The 16,301-nt window shown below is 60.9% G+C and carries 16 protein-coding genes and 4 pseudogenes; 8 read left to right on the forward strand and 12 right to left on the reverse strand.

Features of this window, described 5'->3' with window-relative positions; translation table 11 throughout:
• Positions 1 to 98: 98 nt before the first annotated feature.
• Entirely contained in the window at positions 99 to 638 is a 540-nt protein-coding gene (locus tag A4G99_RS02195; protein ID WP_066138899.1) for a plastocyanin/azurin family copper-binding protein, read from the reverse strand.
• 118 nt (positions 639 to 756) lie between these two features.
• On the opposite strand from A4G99_RS02195, the gene A4G99_RS02200 reads away from it, so the two are divergent.
• Entirely contained in the window at positions 757 to 2,244 is a 1,488-nt protein-coding gene (locus A4G99_RS02200; RefSeq protein WP_066138967.1) for a hypothetical protein, read from the forward strand.
• Between the two features lie 27 nt (positions 2,245 to 2,271).
• On the opposite strand, the gene A4G99_RS02205 is transcribed toward A4G99_RS02200, so the two are convergent.
• The 3 genes from A4G99_RS02205 to A4G99_RS02215 form a co-directional block, all read right to left on the reverse strand.
• Positions 2,272 to 3,372, reverse strand: a complete 1,101-nt coding sequence (locus A4G99_RS02205; protein WP_190303664.1) for a PQQ-binding-like beta-propeller repeat protein — start codon at positions 3,370 to 3,372, stop codon at positions 2,272 to 2,274.
• A 46-nt stretch (positions 3,373 to 3,418) separates the two neighbouring features.
• Entirely contained in the window at positions 3,419 to 4,288 is an 870-nt protein-coding gene (locus tag A4G99_RS02210) for a hypothetical protein (RefSeq protein WP_223301608.1), read from the reverse strand.
• A gap of 162 nt (positions 4,289 to 4,450) precedes the next feature.
• The gene (locus A4G99_RS02215; protein WP_066138905.1) at positions 4,451 to 4,714 is read right to left on the reverse strand and encodes a hypothetical protein; all 264 of its coding nucleotides are present in this window, start codon (positions 4,712 to 4,714) and stop codon (positions 4,451 to 4,453) included.
• A 198-nt stretch (positions 4,715 to 4,912) separates the two neighbouring features.
• Here A4G99_RS02215 and A4G99_RS02220 point away from each other — a divergent pair.
• Positions 4,913 to 6,582: pseudogene (locus A4G99_RS02220) on the forward strand (gamma-glutamyltransferase family protein).
• Position 6,583: 1 nt separating this feature from the next.
• Here the strand turns inward: A4G99_RS02220 and A4G99_RS02225 are convergent.
• On the reverse strand, positions 6,584 to 7,009 hold the full coding sequence (locus A4G99_RS02225; protein WP_223301609.1) for a hypothetical protein: 426 nt from the start codon (positions 7,007 to 7,009) through the stop codon (positions 6,584 to 6,586).
• 202 nt (positions 7,010 to 7,211) lie between these two features.
• Entirely contained in the window at positions 7,212 to 7,472 is a 261-nt protein-coding gene (locus tag A4G99_RS02230) for a twin-arginine translocase TatA/TatE family subunit (RefSeq protein WP_066138908.1), read from the reverse strand.
• Positions 7,473 to 7,721: 249 nt separating this feature from the next.
• On the opposite strand from A4G99_RS02230, the gene A4G99_RS02235 reads away from it, so the two are divergent.
• Positions 7,722 to 8,315 (forward strand): hypothetical protein, encoded by a 594-nt coding sequence (locus A4G99_RS02235; protein ID WP_223301610.1) that lies wholly within the window; start codon positions 7,722 to 7,724, stop codon positions 8,313 to 8,315.
• Between the two features lie 9 nt (positions 8,316 to 8,324).
• Here A4G99_RS02235 and A4G99_RS02240 read toward each other — a convergent pair whose 3' ends face one another.
• Complete coding sequence (locus tag A4G99_RS02240) at positions 8,325 to 8,663, reverse strand: co-chaperone YbbN (protein ID WP_066138911.1); 339 nt, start codon at positions 8,661 to 8,663, stop codon at positions 8,325 to 8,327.
• Positions 8,664 to 8,859: 196 nt separating this feature from the next.
• On the opposite strand from A4G99_RS02240, the gene A4G99_RS02245 reads away from it, so the two are divergent.
• Positions 8,860 to 9,327, forward strand: a complete 468-nt coding sequence (locus tag A4G99_RS02245) for a hypothetical protein (RefSeq protein ID WP_223301611.1) — start codon at positions 8,860 to 8,862, stop codon at positions 9,325 to 9,327.
• A gap of 61 nt (positions 9,328 to 9,388) precedes the next feature.
• On the opposite strand, the gene A4G99_RS02250 is transcribed toward A4G99_RS02245, so the two are convergent.
• Positions 9,389 to 9,766: a hypothetical protein gene (locus tag A4G99_RS02250; RefSeq protein ID WP_066138914.1), complete on the reverse strand. Its 378-nt coding sequence runs from the start codon at positions 9,764 to 9,766 to the stop codon at positions 9,389 to 9,391.
• Positions 9,767 to 9,971: 205 nt separating this feature from the next.
• The gene (locus A4G99_RS02255; protein ID WP_223301612.1) at positions 9,972 to 10,385 is read right to left on the reverse strand and encodes an Lrp/AsnC family transcriptional regulator; all 414 of its coding nucleotides are present in this window, start codon (positions 10,383 to 10,385) and stop codon (positions 9,972 to 9,974) included.
• An 89-nt stretch (positions 10,386 to 10,474) separates the two neighbouring features.
• On the opposite strand from A4G99_RS02255, the gene A4G99_RS02260 reads away from it, so the two are divergent.
• Positions 10,475 to 11,173 carry an MBL fold metallo-hydrolase gene (locus A4G99_RS02260; RefSeq protein WP_066138917.1) on the forward strand — a complete coding sequence of 233 codons (699 nt, stop codon included), beginning with the start codon at positions 10,475 to 10,477 and terminating at the stop codon, positions 11,171 to 11,173.
• A gap of 85 nt (positions 11,174 to 11,258) precedes the next feature.
• Here A4G99_RS02260 and A4G99_RS02265 read toward each other — a convergent pair.
• Positions 11,259 to 11,941, reverse strand: a pseudogene (locus tag A4G99_RS02265) (haloacid dehalogenase type II).
• An 85-nt stretch (positions 11,942 to 12,026) separates the two neighbouring features.
• On the opposite strand from A4G99_RS02265, the gene A4G99_RS02270 reads away from it, so the two are divergent.
• The gene (locus A4G99_RS02270; RefSeq protein WP_066138920.1) at positions 12,027 to 12,374 is read left to right on the forward strand and encodes an SHOCT domain-containing protein; all 348 of its coding nucleotides are present in this window, start codon (positions 12,027 to 12,029) and stop codon (positions 12,372 to 12,374) included.
• A gap of 15 nt (positions 12,375 to 12,389) precedes the next feature.
• Here the strand turns inward: A4G99_RS02270 and A4G99_RS28480 are convergent.
• Together A4G99_RS28480 and A4G99_RS02280 are read right to left on the reverse strand one after the other, a co-directional pair.
• Positions 12,390 to 13,120 (reverse strand): annotated as a pseudogene (locus tag A4G99_RS28480) (DUF4396 domain-containing protein).
• 196 nt (positions 13,121 to 13,316) lie between these two features.
• Entirely contained in the window at positions 13,317 to 14,291 is a 975-nt protein-coding gene (locus tag A4G99_RS02280) for an aldo/keto reductase (RefSeq protein WP_066138923.1), read from the reverse strand.
• Between the two features lie 172 nt (positions 14,292 to 14,463).
• Between A4G99_RS02280 and A4G99_RS25605 the strand changes: the two genes are divergently transcribed.
• Positions 14,464 to 15,072, forward strand: a complete 609-nt coding sequence (locus A4G99_RS25605; RefSeq protein WP_223301613.1) for a response regulator — start codon at positions 14,464 to 14,466, stop codon at positions 15,070 to 15,072.
• Positions 14,954 to 16,201 (forward strand): annotated as a pseudogene (locus tag A4G99_RS26670) (PAS domain S-box protein); the annotation flags it as partial. The gene A4G99_RS25605 and the pseudogene A4G99_RS26670, both read left to right, overlap by 119 nt.
• Positions 16,202 to 16,301: the final 100 nt, after the last annotated feature.

A 16,301-nucleotide genomic window follows, 5' to 3' on the forward strand; every position in this document is an offset into this window, starting at 1 on the left:
CCTTTACGTTCCGCATCGGTGGACGGCGGTATGGCTACGGTTCGGTGCGCCGAGTTATCCCGGAAAATAGGCCGAGTCGGATGGGAGAGCTATCCGTTTCACTCCGTGAAATCCTCGTACGAAACCGCGCCGCTATTCACGATTCGCTGACTCGTTGGCACCTTCCCGTCGGGCGGCATACTTCCCTCGGCCGGTCCTCCCGGGTTCCCGACGACGATGCGTCCGACCATTCCGAGGCTCTTGTGTGGGATACAGAAGTAGTCGTACGTTCCCGGAACGTCGAACGTGTGCTCGAACTGCTGCCCTCCCCCGGAGATCATGCCGCTGTTCCATCCGCTCGCGTCGTTCGGAATGCGGGTCACCGTCGCGGGACCGGTCCCGTCGACGTAGGCGGTCGAAGTGTGGGCACCGATTTTGCTCTTCCACGTGACTGTCTCCCCCTTCTCGACGAACAACCCGACGGGGTCGAAGTAGTAGCTCGTGCTCCCGCTGACCATCTGCACGGTGTTGGTCTCGGTCGGAGACTTCGTCTTCGTCGAATCCGCTCCTCCGCCCGTGTCGTTGGCACAACCGGCGAGGATGGCGACGCTTCCCGTCGCGATTGCCGCCGTCGCTTTAAGAAATCTGCGCCGATTCATTTGTCGGGAGTACCGAGTCCCATCGCAAGGCGGTTCTGGTACGCGTGTCGAATCGGTACCCCGAGGGAGCGAACGAGAACCGGTGTTGTTTTTCTCGTCCGAACACGAGCGATACACGATGAATCGTCGTCGGATCGGAAGCGGGATTTCACTGGTGGTGATCGGCGTGTTCGCGCTCCGATTCTGCCTCGGACTCGCGAGCGCCCACTCGATTCCCTCCAGTAAATTCGCCTCCCCGCTTCCACTCCCGCTGCTGTTTCTCGGTGCCGGTGCGATGGTCGCGCTGACGGCCGGATGGCTCGCGGTCACCGAGCGAACCCCTTCGGCGGCGACCCGACGAATGTGCGTTCTTCTCCTTCCGTCCTCGATTTCGATGCCGCTTCGACTGGGCGCTCGACTCGTCTTCTTCGCCGGATTCGTGGCCGCACTCTCGATCGGAATCGTCGGCCGACAAAACCAGTACCAGAATTTCGCGACCGTCTTCACGTGGCCGGTTTGGTTCCACGGTGTCGCCCTTCTCTCCATCCTCGTCGGCACGCTGTGGCCCGTCCTGTCCCCGTGGCGAGCGCTGTACCGTGTGTTCGTGTGGCTCGAAGGGGAGGAGCTAGCCGTCCTCGGGTCGTACCCCGAGCGACTCGGCAGTTGGCCAGCGCTGGCGAGCTTCATCGTCGTGATCGGAATTCTGGAGAACCTCACGTATATCCCGAAGAAGGGCCCGCTGTTGACGACGGCCGTCCTCGGGGTGTACACGCTCGTCATGGTGGCCGGGAGCCTTCTCTACGGGACGGAGTGGTTCCGACGTGCTGACCCCCTCGGCGTTCTCTATCGACTGTTCGGCCGGGTGGCGTCCATAACCATCACTCGGCGCGACGACGGCGGTACCGATGTCGCCCTCCGACCGCCGTGGCAGGGAACTCTCACCCCTGTTCGGAATACGTCCCTCGTTCTGTTCGCCATCGCCGCGGTGTACACCGTGAGTTTCGACGGGTTCACCAACACCCGGACGTACCAAGACCTCCTCGTCGGCGTGCAGAACTCCTTGGGGACCGGACCGGCGATCAGCATTCTGCTGTACGCGATTGGCCTCTCGGTCTTCGTCGTCTCGTTCGGCCTCTGCAGTCACCTCGTCGAACGTCTCGGTGGTGGCGGTACCGACCAGCGACCATCGGAGGGTTCCGAGGCGAACACCGACGGCGGCTACGTTGTCGGTTCCGACGAACGGACGCGCGAACCCGATTGGCTCGGTTCGGCGCGGCACTTCGCACCGACGGTCCTCCCCATCGCGGCGGCGTACGAAGTCGCCCACAACTACCCCTACGTGTTTCGAAACCTCGCCCAACTCGCCACCGTCGCCGTTCATCCCCTCTCTCCGAGCGCACAGACCGCGAACCCCCTCGCTTGGCTCCCGCTTCCGGTGTTCTGGGGTTCGCAGGTCGTCCTCATCGTCCTCGGCCACGTCATCGCCGTCGTCGCCGCCCATTACGTCGCGGTCGAGCGGTTCGAAACCACCGCGGCGGCGCGACGCGGTCACCTCCCGCTGGTCGCGCTGATGGTCGGCTATACGGTGCTCTCGCTCTGGATAATCTCTCAGCCGGTCGTCTCGTGATCCCGTCTTTTGAATCGTGAAAACGGTTCAGTCGTGATACGAGAGTTCGACGACTCGACCGTCGCCGTACATCACGAGGATTTCGTCCGCGCCGTCCCCATCGATATCGCACACCGTCGGGTGCACCCAGACCTTCACCTTCCGCTCGTGGGAGGCGAGCACCTCCCCGGAACTCGCATCGAGGACTTGCACCGTACCGTGGTTCGTCACCGCGACGACCTCGGAGTCGCCGTCGCCGTTAACGTCCCCCGTAACCGGGGCGGGGAGCAACTTCGCGTCGGTCGAAAGCGTCGTCTTCCACTCGGTTTTGCCGGTTCGAGCGTTCAACGCGGCGACCGTGTCCCCGCCGCTTCCGACGTAGACCTCCGGCGTTCCGTCGCCGTCCCCGTCGGTGACCTGATCGATCGCTGGACGGTCGATTCCCGTGCGTTGCCAGAGCTTCGTTCCGTTCGCGGTGAAGGCGGTCACTTCCTTCCCTCCGGACGCGACGAGTATGTCCCGCTGGTCGAGGCGACCCTTCGCGAGCCACGTCGCCAGTGCGGAACGCTGCCATTCGAGCGTCCCGTTCGGTCGCAGGACGCTGACCTTCGCGGTAGAGCCGACGGCGACGTCCGGATTCGGCGAACCGGGGACGTGAACGACGTGCGTTTCCGCGTAGACGGTGTCGTTCAAGTCGTACTTCCACTGGAGCGTCCCGTCCGCGGAATCGGCGAAGACGACGCCATCGAACGCGGGTTGAACGACGAGGCGGCGTGGCGCAGTGAGCACGACGGGACCGGCGTAGCCGAACGACGTGAGGTTCTGTGTCCATTCGACGCTCCCGTTTTCGGCGTCGAAGACGTACAGACGCTTTTCGGTCGTCGGGGCGACGGCGTTCGGACGGTGGTCGCCGGTCGCATCCGCGATGAGCGAATCGCCGATGCCGTGGACCGCACATGCCGATTCGTTGATCTCGTACTGCCACCGCGTGGTGCCGTTCGAATCCAACATCGTCACCTTACACCGCGCGTTCTCCCCCGCGACTGCGCTCACCGGTGCGAGGATATACGATTCACCGTCGATCCGATCCGCGACGATCGGGTGATGGTTCAACTGGTTCGGTCGCGGCGTGTCCGAAGTCCAATCCACCGAGAGGGACCCGGACGGTTTGTTCGTTAAACTATAGAAAGAGGCACTAGCAAGCGCACAAAACACCAGGACGACGACGATTGCGGTCCGCGCTCGCATTCGACCTCATCTCGGGTAATGGGGAACTAAACGCTGCCGGTATCGCCGACACATTCGACTCGCATACTAGAACGCGAAGGAACAGATTCTCGGTCTCACCGGTCGCGTCGTTCGAATCGTTGGCGTCAACGCGTTCGAATTGACGTGCTTTCCGACCTCCTCCATCACTTTCGTCTCCGCGCGGGCGAGGTGTTCCCACGCCGTCGTGGAGGCGATACCACGGCATCGGCGATGTCCTCGATGCTGGTCTCCTTTTTCGGCCGGTAGTAACCGAGTTCGATGGCGGTCCCCAACACCTCGCGCTGTCGCTGGTGAGTTCGTTGATAACGCGCGAAAACTCCAACTGTTCCTGTTCGGCGACCACTCCGAGTTCGACGTTCCGGACGAGGTCGGTTTCGTTTCCGGGACGTTCGATGGATTCGACGATCTCGTTTAGGTCGTCGTCCTCCGCCAGATACAGCGTCCAGCGTTCCCAACCGGCCGATATGACCGCTCCGGTTCGATAGTGAACGCCCAGGTCGGTCAACCGCTGTGCGATGCTGTCCCACTGGTAACTGTCGATGGTGACTGCGACGAGAACTCGTGGGACGTCCAGCGGCGTCAACGTATCCACATCGATCACGGGGTCGGCGGCCTCGAATTCCTCCAGAAATCCCGCTATCGAGGCTTCCGGTCCGGTTATCTCGATGATCCGCTTTCGCTCGGCGGCACTTCCCGTCATCGACGAGACGGAGCGGATCGTTATCGCCGGGTAGTCGGCACTGATGTCGCTCTCAGGTTCGCCGTGGTGACGTATCTGGAGCGTCACTTCTCGCATATTTAAATCGAGGAAACCAACCGAGTTGAAACTTTGTATCCGATTCTGTCAGTCTTCCAAATCAAATTTCGATGGTTCTAACGTTTTCGTCCCTGTTTTCGTCCGATCGAATCCGTCCGTCGATCACGAAATACCGGGTACCACCAGCGAGAAGTCGCGTCGTTATTCCTCGGTCGTGTCCGCCGAGTCGGTTTCCGTACCTGCTGCATCCACGTCGTCCGCCGACCTCGCTTCCTCTTCGGCGGTGGCGGCCGCTTTTTCCTCCCGCACTCCCACGGTTCCGCCGCATTCCGGGCACTCGTCGTGATTCGTGTAGAGGAGTTTCCCGCAATCGGAGCACTCGTACTCCGCTCCCTCGGACGCAACCTCCTCGGAGGTCTTTTTGAACTCCTCGAACTTTCGGCCCATGTTCTTGAACAATCCCATCGTCTTTTACTGAGGCGTATCGGAAGGATAAGTCTTGGTGAGGCGAGAGCTCCTGTCGTAAGTGTCGGATCGATTTCGAATATCGTCGCTTCGACTGCGAACGGAACACGGACTTGTGGTATATTCTCATACTTGGATGTGCCTCACACCGGACCTATTTGGCGTGTACTTTAGGACCACTTCTGAGTATGGCATGGTATGACGAAACCCGATCTGGACCGGTTTACTTCGCGACGTTCGACCGTTTATGCACCGAACGGCGTCGTCGCTACCAGCCAACCGCTCGCCTCGCAGGCGGGCGTCTCGATTCTACAGCAGGGGGGGAACGCGTTCGACGCTGCCGTCGCAACCGCCGCCGCGCTCAACGTGGTCGAGCCGACGAGCACCGGCCTCGGTGGGGACGTGTTCGCGCTCTATCGCACCGCCGACGGGGACGTCGGCGCGATGCGGAGTTGCGGCGGCGCGCCCGCCGAGGCGACCATCGAGAACGTCCGCTCGTCACTGCGGAACCACGACGACCCTTCGGACTGGTATCCCGAAAACCGCGGCTACGCCGTCGATGGCTCGGAAGACACGGACGACCTCGAAATGCCGTTTCTCGGACCGCACGCCGTCACCGTCCCCGGAACCGCCCGCGGGTGGGAAGCGACGGTAGAACGGTTCGGCAACCTGTCGCTCGGCGACACGCTCCAACCCGCCATCGACTACGCTATCGGCGGCTATCCCGTCTCGGAAGTCATCGCCTCGCACTGGGTGGGCGCAGAAACCCTCTTCAAAACTGATCACGCGCGAGAGGCGTATCTGAACGACGGGACGGCACCGAAAGCGGGCGAGACGATGGCGCTCCCGCGTCTCGGCGAAAGCCTCCGCCGAATCGCCGAGGAAGGTGCGGACGTGCTGTACGATGGGCGAAATCGGCGAGAAAATCGTCGAAGAGGTCCAGTCACAGGGCGGGTTCCTCACCGTCGAGGACCTCGCCGACTTCGAACCCGAGTTCCCGGACCCCGTCTCGACGACCTACAACGGAACGGAAATTTACGAACTGCCGCCGAACAATCAGGGTCTCATCGCGCTCGAAGCGCTCAACATCGCCGAACAGGTCGGGGCGGGCGAGCACCCCATCGATTCCCCCGAGCGAGTTCACTACTTCGCGGAGGCGATGAAACTCGCGTTCCACGACGGCCACCGCTACATCACCGACCCCGAATACGAGGAAATCCCACCCCTCGAATCCGATTCGTGGGCGAAAAAGCGCGCGAACCACGTCGGGGAGACGGCGAACCACGACGTCTCCTTCGGCGTCCCCGACGCGAACGCCGAGGACGCGGATACCGTCCTGCTCTGTGTCGCGGACGGCGAGGGGAACGTCGTTTCGTTCATCAACTCCCGCTTTGCCGGGTTCGGGTCCGGACTGGTCGCCGGGGATACGGGTATCGCGCTCCAGAACCGCGGCGCGTCGTTCTCTCAACCCGGATCACCCGAACAGCCTCGAACCGGGGAAACGCCCGTTCCACACCCTGATTCCCGCGCTGGCGAAGTTCGGGGAGGACGACTGGGCCGCCTTCGGCGTGATGGGCGGCTACATGCAACCCCAAGGTCACGTCCAAGTCATCTCGAACATCGTGGATCACGGCTTGCCCCTTCAGGCCGCGCTCGACCTTCCACGCTGGCGGTATCGTGAGGACGGAACGCTCGCCGTCGAGGGTCGGATGGACGGCAACCTCAGCACGAAACTCACCCGAAAAGGCCACGATGTGCGCGTCCTCGCACCGGTGCTCTTCGGCGGCGCACAGATCGTGAGAAACGAAAACGGCGTCCTCTCCGGCGCGACCGAACCGCGGAAGGACGGCAACGCCGCCGGATACTGAGTTACTCTTCCTCTTCCTCTTCTTCGTCCCCACCCTCGTTTTCGTCTCCTTCCGCTTCGTCCGCGGATTCATCGCGTTCCGTTTCGTCAGTTTCCGCGGCTTCGTCGGCGTCTTCCGCTTCGTCGTCCTCGTCCGATTTCGTCGCGCTCTCCGTGTCGTGAATCTCGATTTCCATCGGCCCCCCTTCGGCCCCGCTGAACTCCCCCAGCTCCTCGAAATCCGATTCGCTCCGACTCTTTCCGACGAGATAGCCAGCGATGAACGCGAATCCGAGGAACAACAGCGTTCGGAGTTTCGACCCCGACCCTTCCGACCCCTCGCTTTCCTCCTCGTCGTCCGCTTGGCGGTGACGAATCTCGTCGATGACGGAACGCTCCTGATTCGCGTTCTCGTCCGTTGGCTCATCGTCCGTCGTATTCTCGGGCATACCGTTCGGTTTGCGGGTGAGTGACTTTTCCGTTGTGGTCGGCGAACGAAACGGGCCACTGTTCGGAGTCGGTTATTTCCGGTCGCCCCAACTCGTCGTGGTTACCACCGCGATTCGATGGACCGCGGCTTCGCTATCGATCCGTTCTGAAAAGTGAAAATCCGTGTTGGGCCGGGTTTTCCCCCTGCCCCCCACAATCCGTTTATTGTGCTTCCGCTTCGGTTTCGACCGTCGGGTTCGTCTCGGTTTCAGTCTGGGTCTGGGTTCCGGAGTCCTGCATCTCACGGAGTTCGGTCTCGACTTCTTCGCGACCTTTCTTGAACTCACCCATCGCCTCACCCGTGGAACGTGCGAGTTCCGGAATCTTGTTTGCACCGAACAGGAGAACTGCGATGAGCAGAATTACGACGAGTTCTGCTCCACCTGGAATCGGCCCGAACAGCGGAATCATTTCAACTACCATCTGTGTTAAACGATACCGTTCCGTTATTTATAGGCTTTTTGCCTCGTGTCAATTGTTACCATTGCGGGTGCTCGATCAGTAGCGTTACGCAGTTTCGGACTTTCGGACACGAATGACAGATATCAGCCAACTCCTCCCGAATTCATTCACAGAACCGACGGGCTACGTCCCGTAAATCGTGGAGACTCGCCAAATAGAAGAATAAACACATCGAAATATTTATATAATTTCCATCATGGGAAACAGAACATGGAGTCAACAGCAACGACGGGCGTCGAATCCCCCCCGATGCAGTCGAAACGACTCGCGCGGTTCTGCGCGCGTGGGGTTTCGTTCGGCATCCTCGCGTATCTCGTCGGCTATCTTCTCGTCGCCGCACTGTTCGTTTTCGGTCCTGCGAGTATCGGCAAAAGTGACACGGTTATCGAACTCAAGTTGTTTGGATTTGTCTTCTACAACGCTCAGTTCGTTCCGATTGCCATCGGCAACATCTCGCTCAACTTGGTTACGCAAACCCCGGACCCGACCGTTCCACCGCTCGTCTATCAACTCATCCCGGTCCTCTCGATCGGTGTCGTGAGCGCCGTTTTCGCCGTTCGAAATCGACTCGACGGATTGGTCGAAACAGTCGTCTACTCTGGTGCCAGCGTCACCGTCGGATACGTAGTCCTGTCTATCGTCGGTGCGCTTTTCGTTACCGTTCCTTCCTCGATCTTGTTGGGTATCTCTCCTTCGGGGACTATGGCACACCTGGATACGACGATGGCTGCTGCCGTCGGTGCCGCGTACCCCATCGTCATCGCGACTGTCGTCACGGGTATTGTCGCGTTCGTTCGTCGGTAAGCTGTTTTCTTACTCCCCTTTCGTTCCTTCCACGAACTGGACGACGGCCTCCGTTCCCTGGAACCCGTCGGCCATTCGCCCGACGAGTTCTCCGTCCTCGAACAGCAAGAGGGTCGGTACGCTCCGGATATCGTATCGTTCGACCAGCGAGATGTCGTCGCCGGGATTGACCATCACGACCGTCGCGTCGGTCACGCGGGCCACGTTCCCGACGACGGGTTCGATCGCCTGGCAGAGCGCACAACCGTTGGTGTAGCAATCGACCAGCACGAGGTCGTGGCTCGTGATGACCGAGTCGAGTTCGTCGGCGTCCGAGACCCGTAGCGGTTTCGTGGATTCGTCGCTCACGGCCGAGCTACGTACCCGCCGGACTTGGGGCGTTCGTTTTCAGACGTTCCGTTCGTCGATGCCCGCCATCTCGGAAGGGAAGCCCCTACGGCGGTCGATTTCCAGTGTGGTTTTCCCCATTTCCGATAAAAACGTTCACTCTGTGACGGGCTATCGTTCGACACCACTTTGTGGTCCGACGCCGCTCATTCGAGCGATGACCGGCCCGGAAACCGACCCAGAAACGGACTCGATGCCCGATCCGAAAACGGACGTGGAACGCGCCGTCCGTGAGTTCCTCCGTTCCGAACACGAGGGGACGGTTTCCGCTCTCCTTCGGTGTGCCGATACGGTCGCCGAAGGATGGGCGGACGATTCGACGACCGACCGGAGCGCCGTCGTGGGTCCCCTCAGGCGAGAATTGCACGAATCCGGATTGCTGGCGCGATTCCCCGACGTGCTCGCGGGTGCGGCGGGGGCGGCGGGATTCTCGCTTCGAGCCACGCCGGTTCCCGCGCCGCCGTACGTGGCCGTGACAAGCCGTGGACCGGTTCTCCGGGCGACGGTGTCCGGCGGCCGACTCGTCGTCTCGTTTCGCCTCTTCGACGTCGTTCGTGACGGCGGCGTTCGATACGTTCGCGGAACGAGCGACGCTCGAACCGCCGTTTCGGTCGAATACAGATAGCGCCGAACGGTTCGGTTATTGACCGAACGTTTCCCTCATTCGGACCGATGGACGTCCCTCGCTATCGCTCGAATCCGTTCTCCGCCAGAACGGATAGTAGATCCGTTACGGGACCGGTATCGTCCGACAGTCCGACCAAATCCCGTTCCTGCTCGTACTCCACGACACCGTGCTCGCTCAACCGTGGAATATGGTTGTGATAGAGGCTCAGATACACGCGTAACACCTCCTGTTCGTCTATGTCGGGGAGTCGAACGTCGTTCTCCGCGACGACGACTTCCTCGGCCAAATCGGCCAACGTGAGCGCGAAATCGTGCCGTTTCAGGCGATCGATGACGAAACGTCGCCGCCGGTCCGCGACGAGGCGCAGAACGGTATCGACCGACAGTTCGCCAGGTGGTCGTGTAGCGGACGTCTCAGTTCCGGAATCAGCAATCATACACCTAGTAACGGGCCTGTGTTGGAAAAATTCATTGTGGAATTCCTTCCCCTATCGTTGCGGATTCTGTACTCGATCACCGTTTTCACGCCGGTTTCCACAACTCGTGGGTGCGAACGGTTGACGGAATCTCCCCGTCCGTTACTCTTCGACGACTTCCTGTCCGAAGTGGTTGAACGGTTGGGTACGCTCCACTTTTATTATGTCAGTGCTCACGATGTCCATCCCCAGCTTCGTCTATCTGTTCGGTGATGGTGTCCACCGTGTCGGAGTTGACGGCGATGGCCTCGACGTGCAAGTTTTCGGTCCCGGTGAGTAACTCTCGGACGGTGACGACCCCGGTTATCTCCATCACTCGATCCGCGAGCCTCGAACGGTTGGATGGAGGGGCACGACAGACGATGAGAACGTGTAACTGGTAGTTTGCCTTCTCGTAGTTGATATCCGGATGGTACCCCTCGATGATTCCCGCGTCCTCCAATCGTTGAATACGGTTTCTGACGGTACTCGCCGACACACCGACTTCTTTCCCCATCTCCGCCGCAGTGCTGTTTCGGGCATCGTTCTGTAGCGCGTGGAGTATCCCCCTATCGACGTTGTCGAGCCGAACCGGACTCATACGACGACCTACCTCCGTCTCACTGATCAGGGTTTTGGCGCTTCGAATACTCTCCGAAACATTACGGTCCAGCGCAGTGGTCTCAGCATATGGCTCGGCAACTCGCACCCTGCGTGTGGCTGCTCGAACTCGGAATCCCCGTCGTCGGGGCCAACGCCTTCCTCGTGGACGACGGGACGGCAACGCGTGACGGTGCCGTAACGCTCGTGGACGCCGGTCTCCCGTGGATCGGCCTGCGCCGCGAACTCGGGGACGCCGGATTCCGTGTCGCGGACATCGACCGCGTGCTCATCACCCACTACGACATCGACCACGTCGGCGGCCTCCGTGACCTTCCTGACCTCGATGCGCCGGTGTTCGTCGGCAGACGCGACGCCGACCTCCTCGCCGGAATCTACGACCCGCCGCTGTTCCACCACAAGGGGGCGTTTCACCGCTTCGTCCGTCGATTCGTCTCGATTCCGTCCCGACTCGATGTGCGTTCCGTGGACGACGGCACGCGTATCGGCGGGTTCACGGCCCACCACACCCCCGGCCACAATCCGGGTCACACGGCCTACGTCCACGACGAACTGGGGGTCGGATTTCTCGGCGACCTCGTCTGGGAACGCGGCGGGTCGTTGACGCCGCCCGAATGGTGGGACTCCTACGATACCCGCCAAATCAAACGCAGTATCCGGCGGTTTGCGGGTACGGTTCCGCCGCTCGAACTCCTCTGCATGGGCCACGGTCAACCGATCCTACGGGACGGTTCCGAGGCACTTTCGCGACTCGTCCGACGGTTGTGAACGCGTAAAACGATGTTTCGGTACGGTATGCTCGGCTTCCGCAATCGGCCTCCCCCTCACCTCATCTCTCCTCACTCACCACCCCTCACACGCCCAGTTCGTCGGCCACGTCGTGAATCGAGTCCACGGTCAGGTCCGGTTCGCCGTCGAACGGTTCCCACGGCATGTCCTTTCGATTCAACCACACCCCTTGCAGTCCGGCGTGTTTCGCGCCGATCACGTCGAACCACCCGGCGGTGACGTGTGCGAGTTCCTCGACCGGCGTCCCGATTCGGTCGGCGGCGTGGCGGTACAGTTCGGCGTCCGGTTTGAACGTCCCGACCTCGTCGGCGCTAATGGTGTCCTCCAGCAAATCGCCGATGTCGGCGTGTTCGACCATCGAGTCGAGCATTTCGGGGTTTCCGTTGGAGACGACGTAGCAGTCGTACCCGCCGTTTTGCAGTCGCTCGATGCCGTCGCGTACGTCGTCGAACACGTCGAGTTCGTGGTACACAGACAGGATTTCGTCGCGTTCGTCGCCCCCGATGTCCGCGTCGTGGGCCGACAGGGCGTATTCGAGCGCGTCGCGGTTCATCTCGTAGAACGGTTGGTAAGCGTCCACGTGGTTGGCGACGAACGTGTATTCGAGCGACCGGGCGCGCCACAGTTTCGATATCGGTTCGGGGTCGGACACGCGCTCGGCGAGCACTTCTCCGCCGCATCCACGTCAACCAGCGTGCTGTACGAGTCGAACGTCACCGTCGAACCCGCCTCGGGGTCGAAGGACATCTCCTGACGGGTTGGTTCGGGAACGAGTTAATCGCAGGGGCCGGACCGAGAAAACGATTATTTCGCTTCCCGACGTAGTATCGGTATGGCCACGTCGAACGACCACGATTCACTGCTTCGACTGCTCGTCGGGTTGATCGTCGTTCTCCTGTTGCTTCCGCTGGTGATGATGGCGTTCGCGTTCCCGATGATGGGCGGATGGATGATGGGTGGGCGATACGGAGCGGGGTACATGCCGCTGTGGGGATGGCTCGTGATGCTGGTTCCGCTCGTCCTCCTCTTCGCGCTCGGGTACTTCGTCTATCGGTCCCTCCACCGCGGTGATTTCGGGAGCGACCCCGCGCTCACGGAACTACGGACGGCGTACGCTCGCGGGGATCTCTCCGAGGAGGAGTTCGAGCAGCGGCGACGACGACTGCGCGAAGAAAAGTGAGCGTTTTCGGTTCGCTCAGTCGGCGGCCTGTGCGCCGTCGTCGCGCATCTTCTTCGGGTTCATCATCCCCTCCTTGACGCCGAACCGGACGAGCGCGGTGTTCACCGGATAGGCGAACAGGAACCCGACCGAGAGCGAGAAGGTCAGCGACCCCCAGAACAAGGGGTCGCCGAACTTCGCCCCCTGCGCGAGCAGGAGGTCGGTGCCGATGGCTCGATCTCCATGATGGTGATCGACGGCGTCTCGCTGTAGAACGCGTCGGAGAACGCCGTCCGGAAGCTTTCACCTTCCTGCATCAGCGGCCCCATCGTCAACGCGTAGCCGAAGGTGTACGCGAGCGCGAACGTACCGATCGTCTGTACGAGCGTGCTTCCGATGGCGAGCGCGCCGCCGATGGCGACCATCCCGACGACTTCGCCAGCGCCGCACCCGGAATAACAGTGGGACGTGGAGCGAAAGCCCCGTCGCCAGAGCGAGTCGTTGGAAATCTGGGTTCGCCCGGAGTACCAGTAGACGGCGAGTCCGAACGGTCCCGAGTACGCCACGACGAGCGTCCAGACGAACTTCATCATCGACGGGAGCGCTCGATTTCGCTTCCGGATGTCCCACCAGAGGATCCCGACACAGACGAGGATGAGGACCCCCCAACCGGCGAGGTACGTCGGATTCGACAGTATCGGCTTCAGTACCTTCCGCGCTGGCTCGAACGCGCTCGTGAGGCCGTCGGTGATGCTGAGTAGTTGCATGTAATGGCCACCTCGGTTGTCGCGTGCTGCCGTTTCGATGTACGGCATCCCCTTTTTATATCCTTCCGGCTAATTGAGCCAAAAAATCGTCCGGGAAACTTGGTGATGACAAAACCGAACGCGTGTTCCCCGTGGGTTTGTAATCTCGTTCGGCAACGAAACCGAACTTCCAAAAGTCAGACTGCCTCGCCCTGATTCACTCGTGGCCGGAGACGCGAAGCGGTTCGTACGGTTCTTCGAGATACGCCATGTCGCCGGACGAGAACGTCACGTCGAGCGCTTCGACGGCCGCTTCCAGGTGTTCGACGCTCGTCGTTCCGACGATGGGGGCGTCCACCACGTCCTTGTGGAACAGCCACGACAGTGCGATTTGTGCCATCGTGACGCCCTTCTCGGCGGCGAGTTCCTGCACTCGCTCGTTTATTTCCTCGCCGCCGCCCTCCGGATAGGGGTGTTCGCGCGCGTAGTCGTCGGTCTTCCCACGCGTCGTGTCCCCGAACTCCTCGTGCGGTCGCGTGAGGTACCCGCGAGCCAGCGGACTCCACGGGATGACGCCCATTCCTTCCTTCTCGCAGAGCGGGAGCATCTCGCGTTCCTCCTCCCGATACGCGAGGTTGTAGTGGTTCTGCATCGTCACGAAGCGGTCGAGACCGATTCGCTCGCTGGTGTACAGCGCCTCGGCGAGTTGGTGTGCCCACATCGAACTCGCGCCGAGATAGCGCACCTTCTCGCGCCGAACCGCGTCGTCGAGCGCTCGCATGGTGGTTTCGATGGGCGTGTCGGGGTCCCAGCGATGAATCTGGTACAGGTCGATGGTGTCCATCCCCAGTCGGTCCCGGGAGTTGTCGAGTTCCTGCTCGATGGCTTTTCGCGACAGCCCTCCGGAGTTAGGGTCGTCCTCGTTCATCTGGAAGTAGCCCTTCGTGGCGACGACCATCTCGTCGCGTCGTCCCTCCAAGGCCTTCCCGAGGATTCGTTCGCTTTCACCCCGTGAGTACATGTTTGCCGTGTCAAAGAAGTTGATACCCAACTCGATTGCCCGCTCGATGATGGGCATACTCTCGTCCTCGTCCAACACCCATTCCCGCCAGTCGCTCGTCCCGAAACTCATACAGCCGAGACAGATACGACTCACTTCCATCCCCGTGTCACCGAGTGTCGTATACTCCATGCAGGGTGGGTCGCGTCGTGCGAGCAAAAAACTACGGGCAACGGTGATTCACTCCCCCAACGCGCCGTTTTTCTCACGGCACGAATCTCCACAGAGCGACGATACTGCCGTCGATTTCGATAATACTAATTATTAGGAAACGAATACGATAGTTGACAGAGGCGTTGAGACAGTGACGAACGACATTCGTGTATTATTCGTTGATCCACTCTCCGACGCGGGTGTTTCGCCGGATCACCTCTCCGACGCCGTCACCGATCTTACTGTCGTTCCAGCGGACACCGTAGACGACGTGCTCGGTACGCTTTCGGAAACGCGCATCGACTGTGTTCTGAGCGGGTATTCGCTTCCGGACACCGATGGTATCGAGTTGGTCAACGTCGTTCGGCAAACGCGTCCGGACCTTCCGTTCATCCTCTGTACCGAATCCGGAAGCGAACACGTCGCCAGCAGGGCTATCTCCGCCGGTGTGAGCGACTATTTTCGGACACGGGAGACCGACGCCGATACGTTGGCGAAGCGAATCGAGCAGACGATACGGCCGTCGAGTTCGAACGAACCCGATAGACGGTTCGACCACTACCAGTCCATCGTCCAAGCGATGGGCGATGGGGTATACACGCTCGATACCAACGGTCGGATGACCGCCGTCAACGATACGCGTGGAAATTTCTGGATACGACCGGGAGGAACTCATCGGCGAGCACATTTCCGTTCTACTGGACGACGAGGCTGTCGAGCGGGGAAATCGAGTCATCAGGGCGCTGCTTGCGGACGATGAGGATGTCGGGCAGTTGCAGGCACAACTTCACACCGTCGAGGGGGAAACGGTGCCGTGCGAGGCTCGAATCGGCTTACTGACACACGGCGACGTCTTTCGCGGGACGGTCGGCGTGTTTCGAAGCATCGCGGAGCACGAACACGTCAAACGGGCGCTCCGCGAGGGAAAACAGCGGATAGAGGAACTGCACGAAGTCGCCTCCCAGATGGAGGCCTGCCAGACCGCGGACGAACTCTGTGAGCTAACCGTCGATGCCGCGGAAAGCATCTTGCAGTTCGACATCTGCGGAATCGACCTCGTTGACGGCGACTACTTCGTTCCGGCGGCGATTTCGACCGGAATGACGGACGACGGGTACGCTAGGCTCCGTACCGACCAAGGGGTGGCGGGCAAAACGTACCAAAACCACGAGACGTACGTCATCGACGACGTTCGGGACGAATCGGATGCGGTCCCGGCGCAGGCCGAATATCGGTCGCTTCTCAGCGTTCCGGTCGGCGACGTCGGCATCTTTCAGGCTGGATCCCGCGACTGCTCCGCGTTCGACTGTGAGGACGCGGAACTGGCCGAACTGCTGGTTTCACACACCGCGGAAACGCTTCGTCGAATTCGGTCACAGACCGCCCTCCGCGAGAGCGAGGAGAAGTATCGGACGCTCGTCGAACAGAGCCACGACGCGATTTACATCTATCGCGATGACGCGTTCGAATTCCTCAACAAGCGTGTGTGTGAACTCACCGGCTACAGCCGTGACGAACTCCTCGACATGAAGATTTGGGATCTGATCCATCCCGACGACCGGGCGGAAGTCGAGCATATCGCCAGCGGTCGTAGTCAAGAGGAGCGTTCGCCCCACTACGAGGCCCGTGTCGTGACCAAAGACGGCGACGTTCGGCATATCGAGTTCAGCGTGCGCGTCATCGCCTACGAAGGCGAGTTGGCGAACCTCGGGTCCGCCCGTGACGTGACGGAGCGAAAGAAACGAAAGCAGGAACTCAAGCGACAAAACGAGCGCTTGGAGGAGTTCGCGAGCGTCATCTCACACGACCTGCGGAACCCGCTGAACGTCGCCCAGGGGAACCTCGACCTCGCCAGGGAGCGGGGTGACGAACGACATTTCGAGAAGTCGGAAAACGCCCTCCAGCGAATGGAGAGCCTCATTGCAGATCTGTTGACATTGGCACGACAGGGACAGGTAGTCAGCGACACGGAGTCGGTCGAACTCACTT

Source organism: Haladaptatus sp. R4, assembly GCF_001625445.1.
In the GTDB taxonomy this organism is placed as follows: domain Archaea; phylum Halobacteriota; class Halobacteria; order Halobacteriales; family Haladaptataceae; genus Haladaptatus.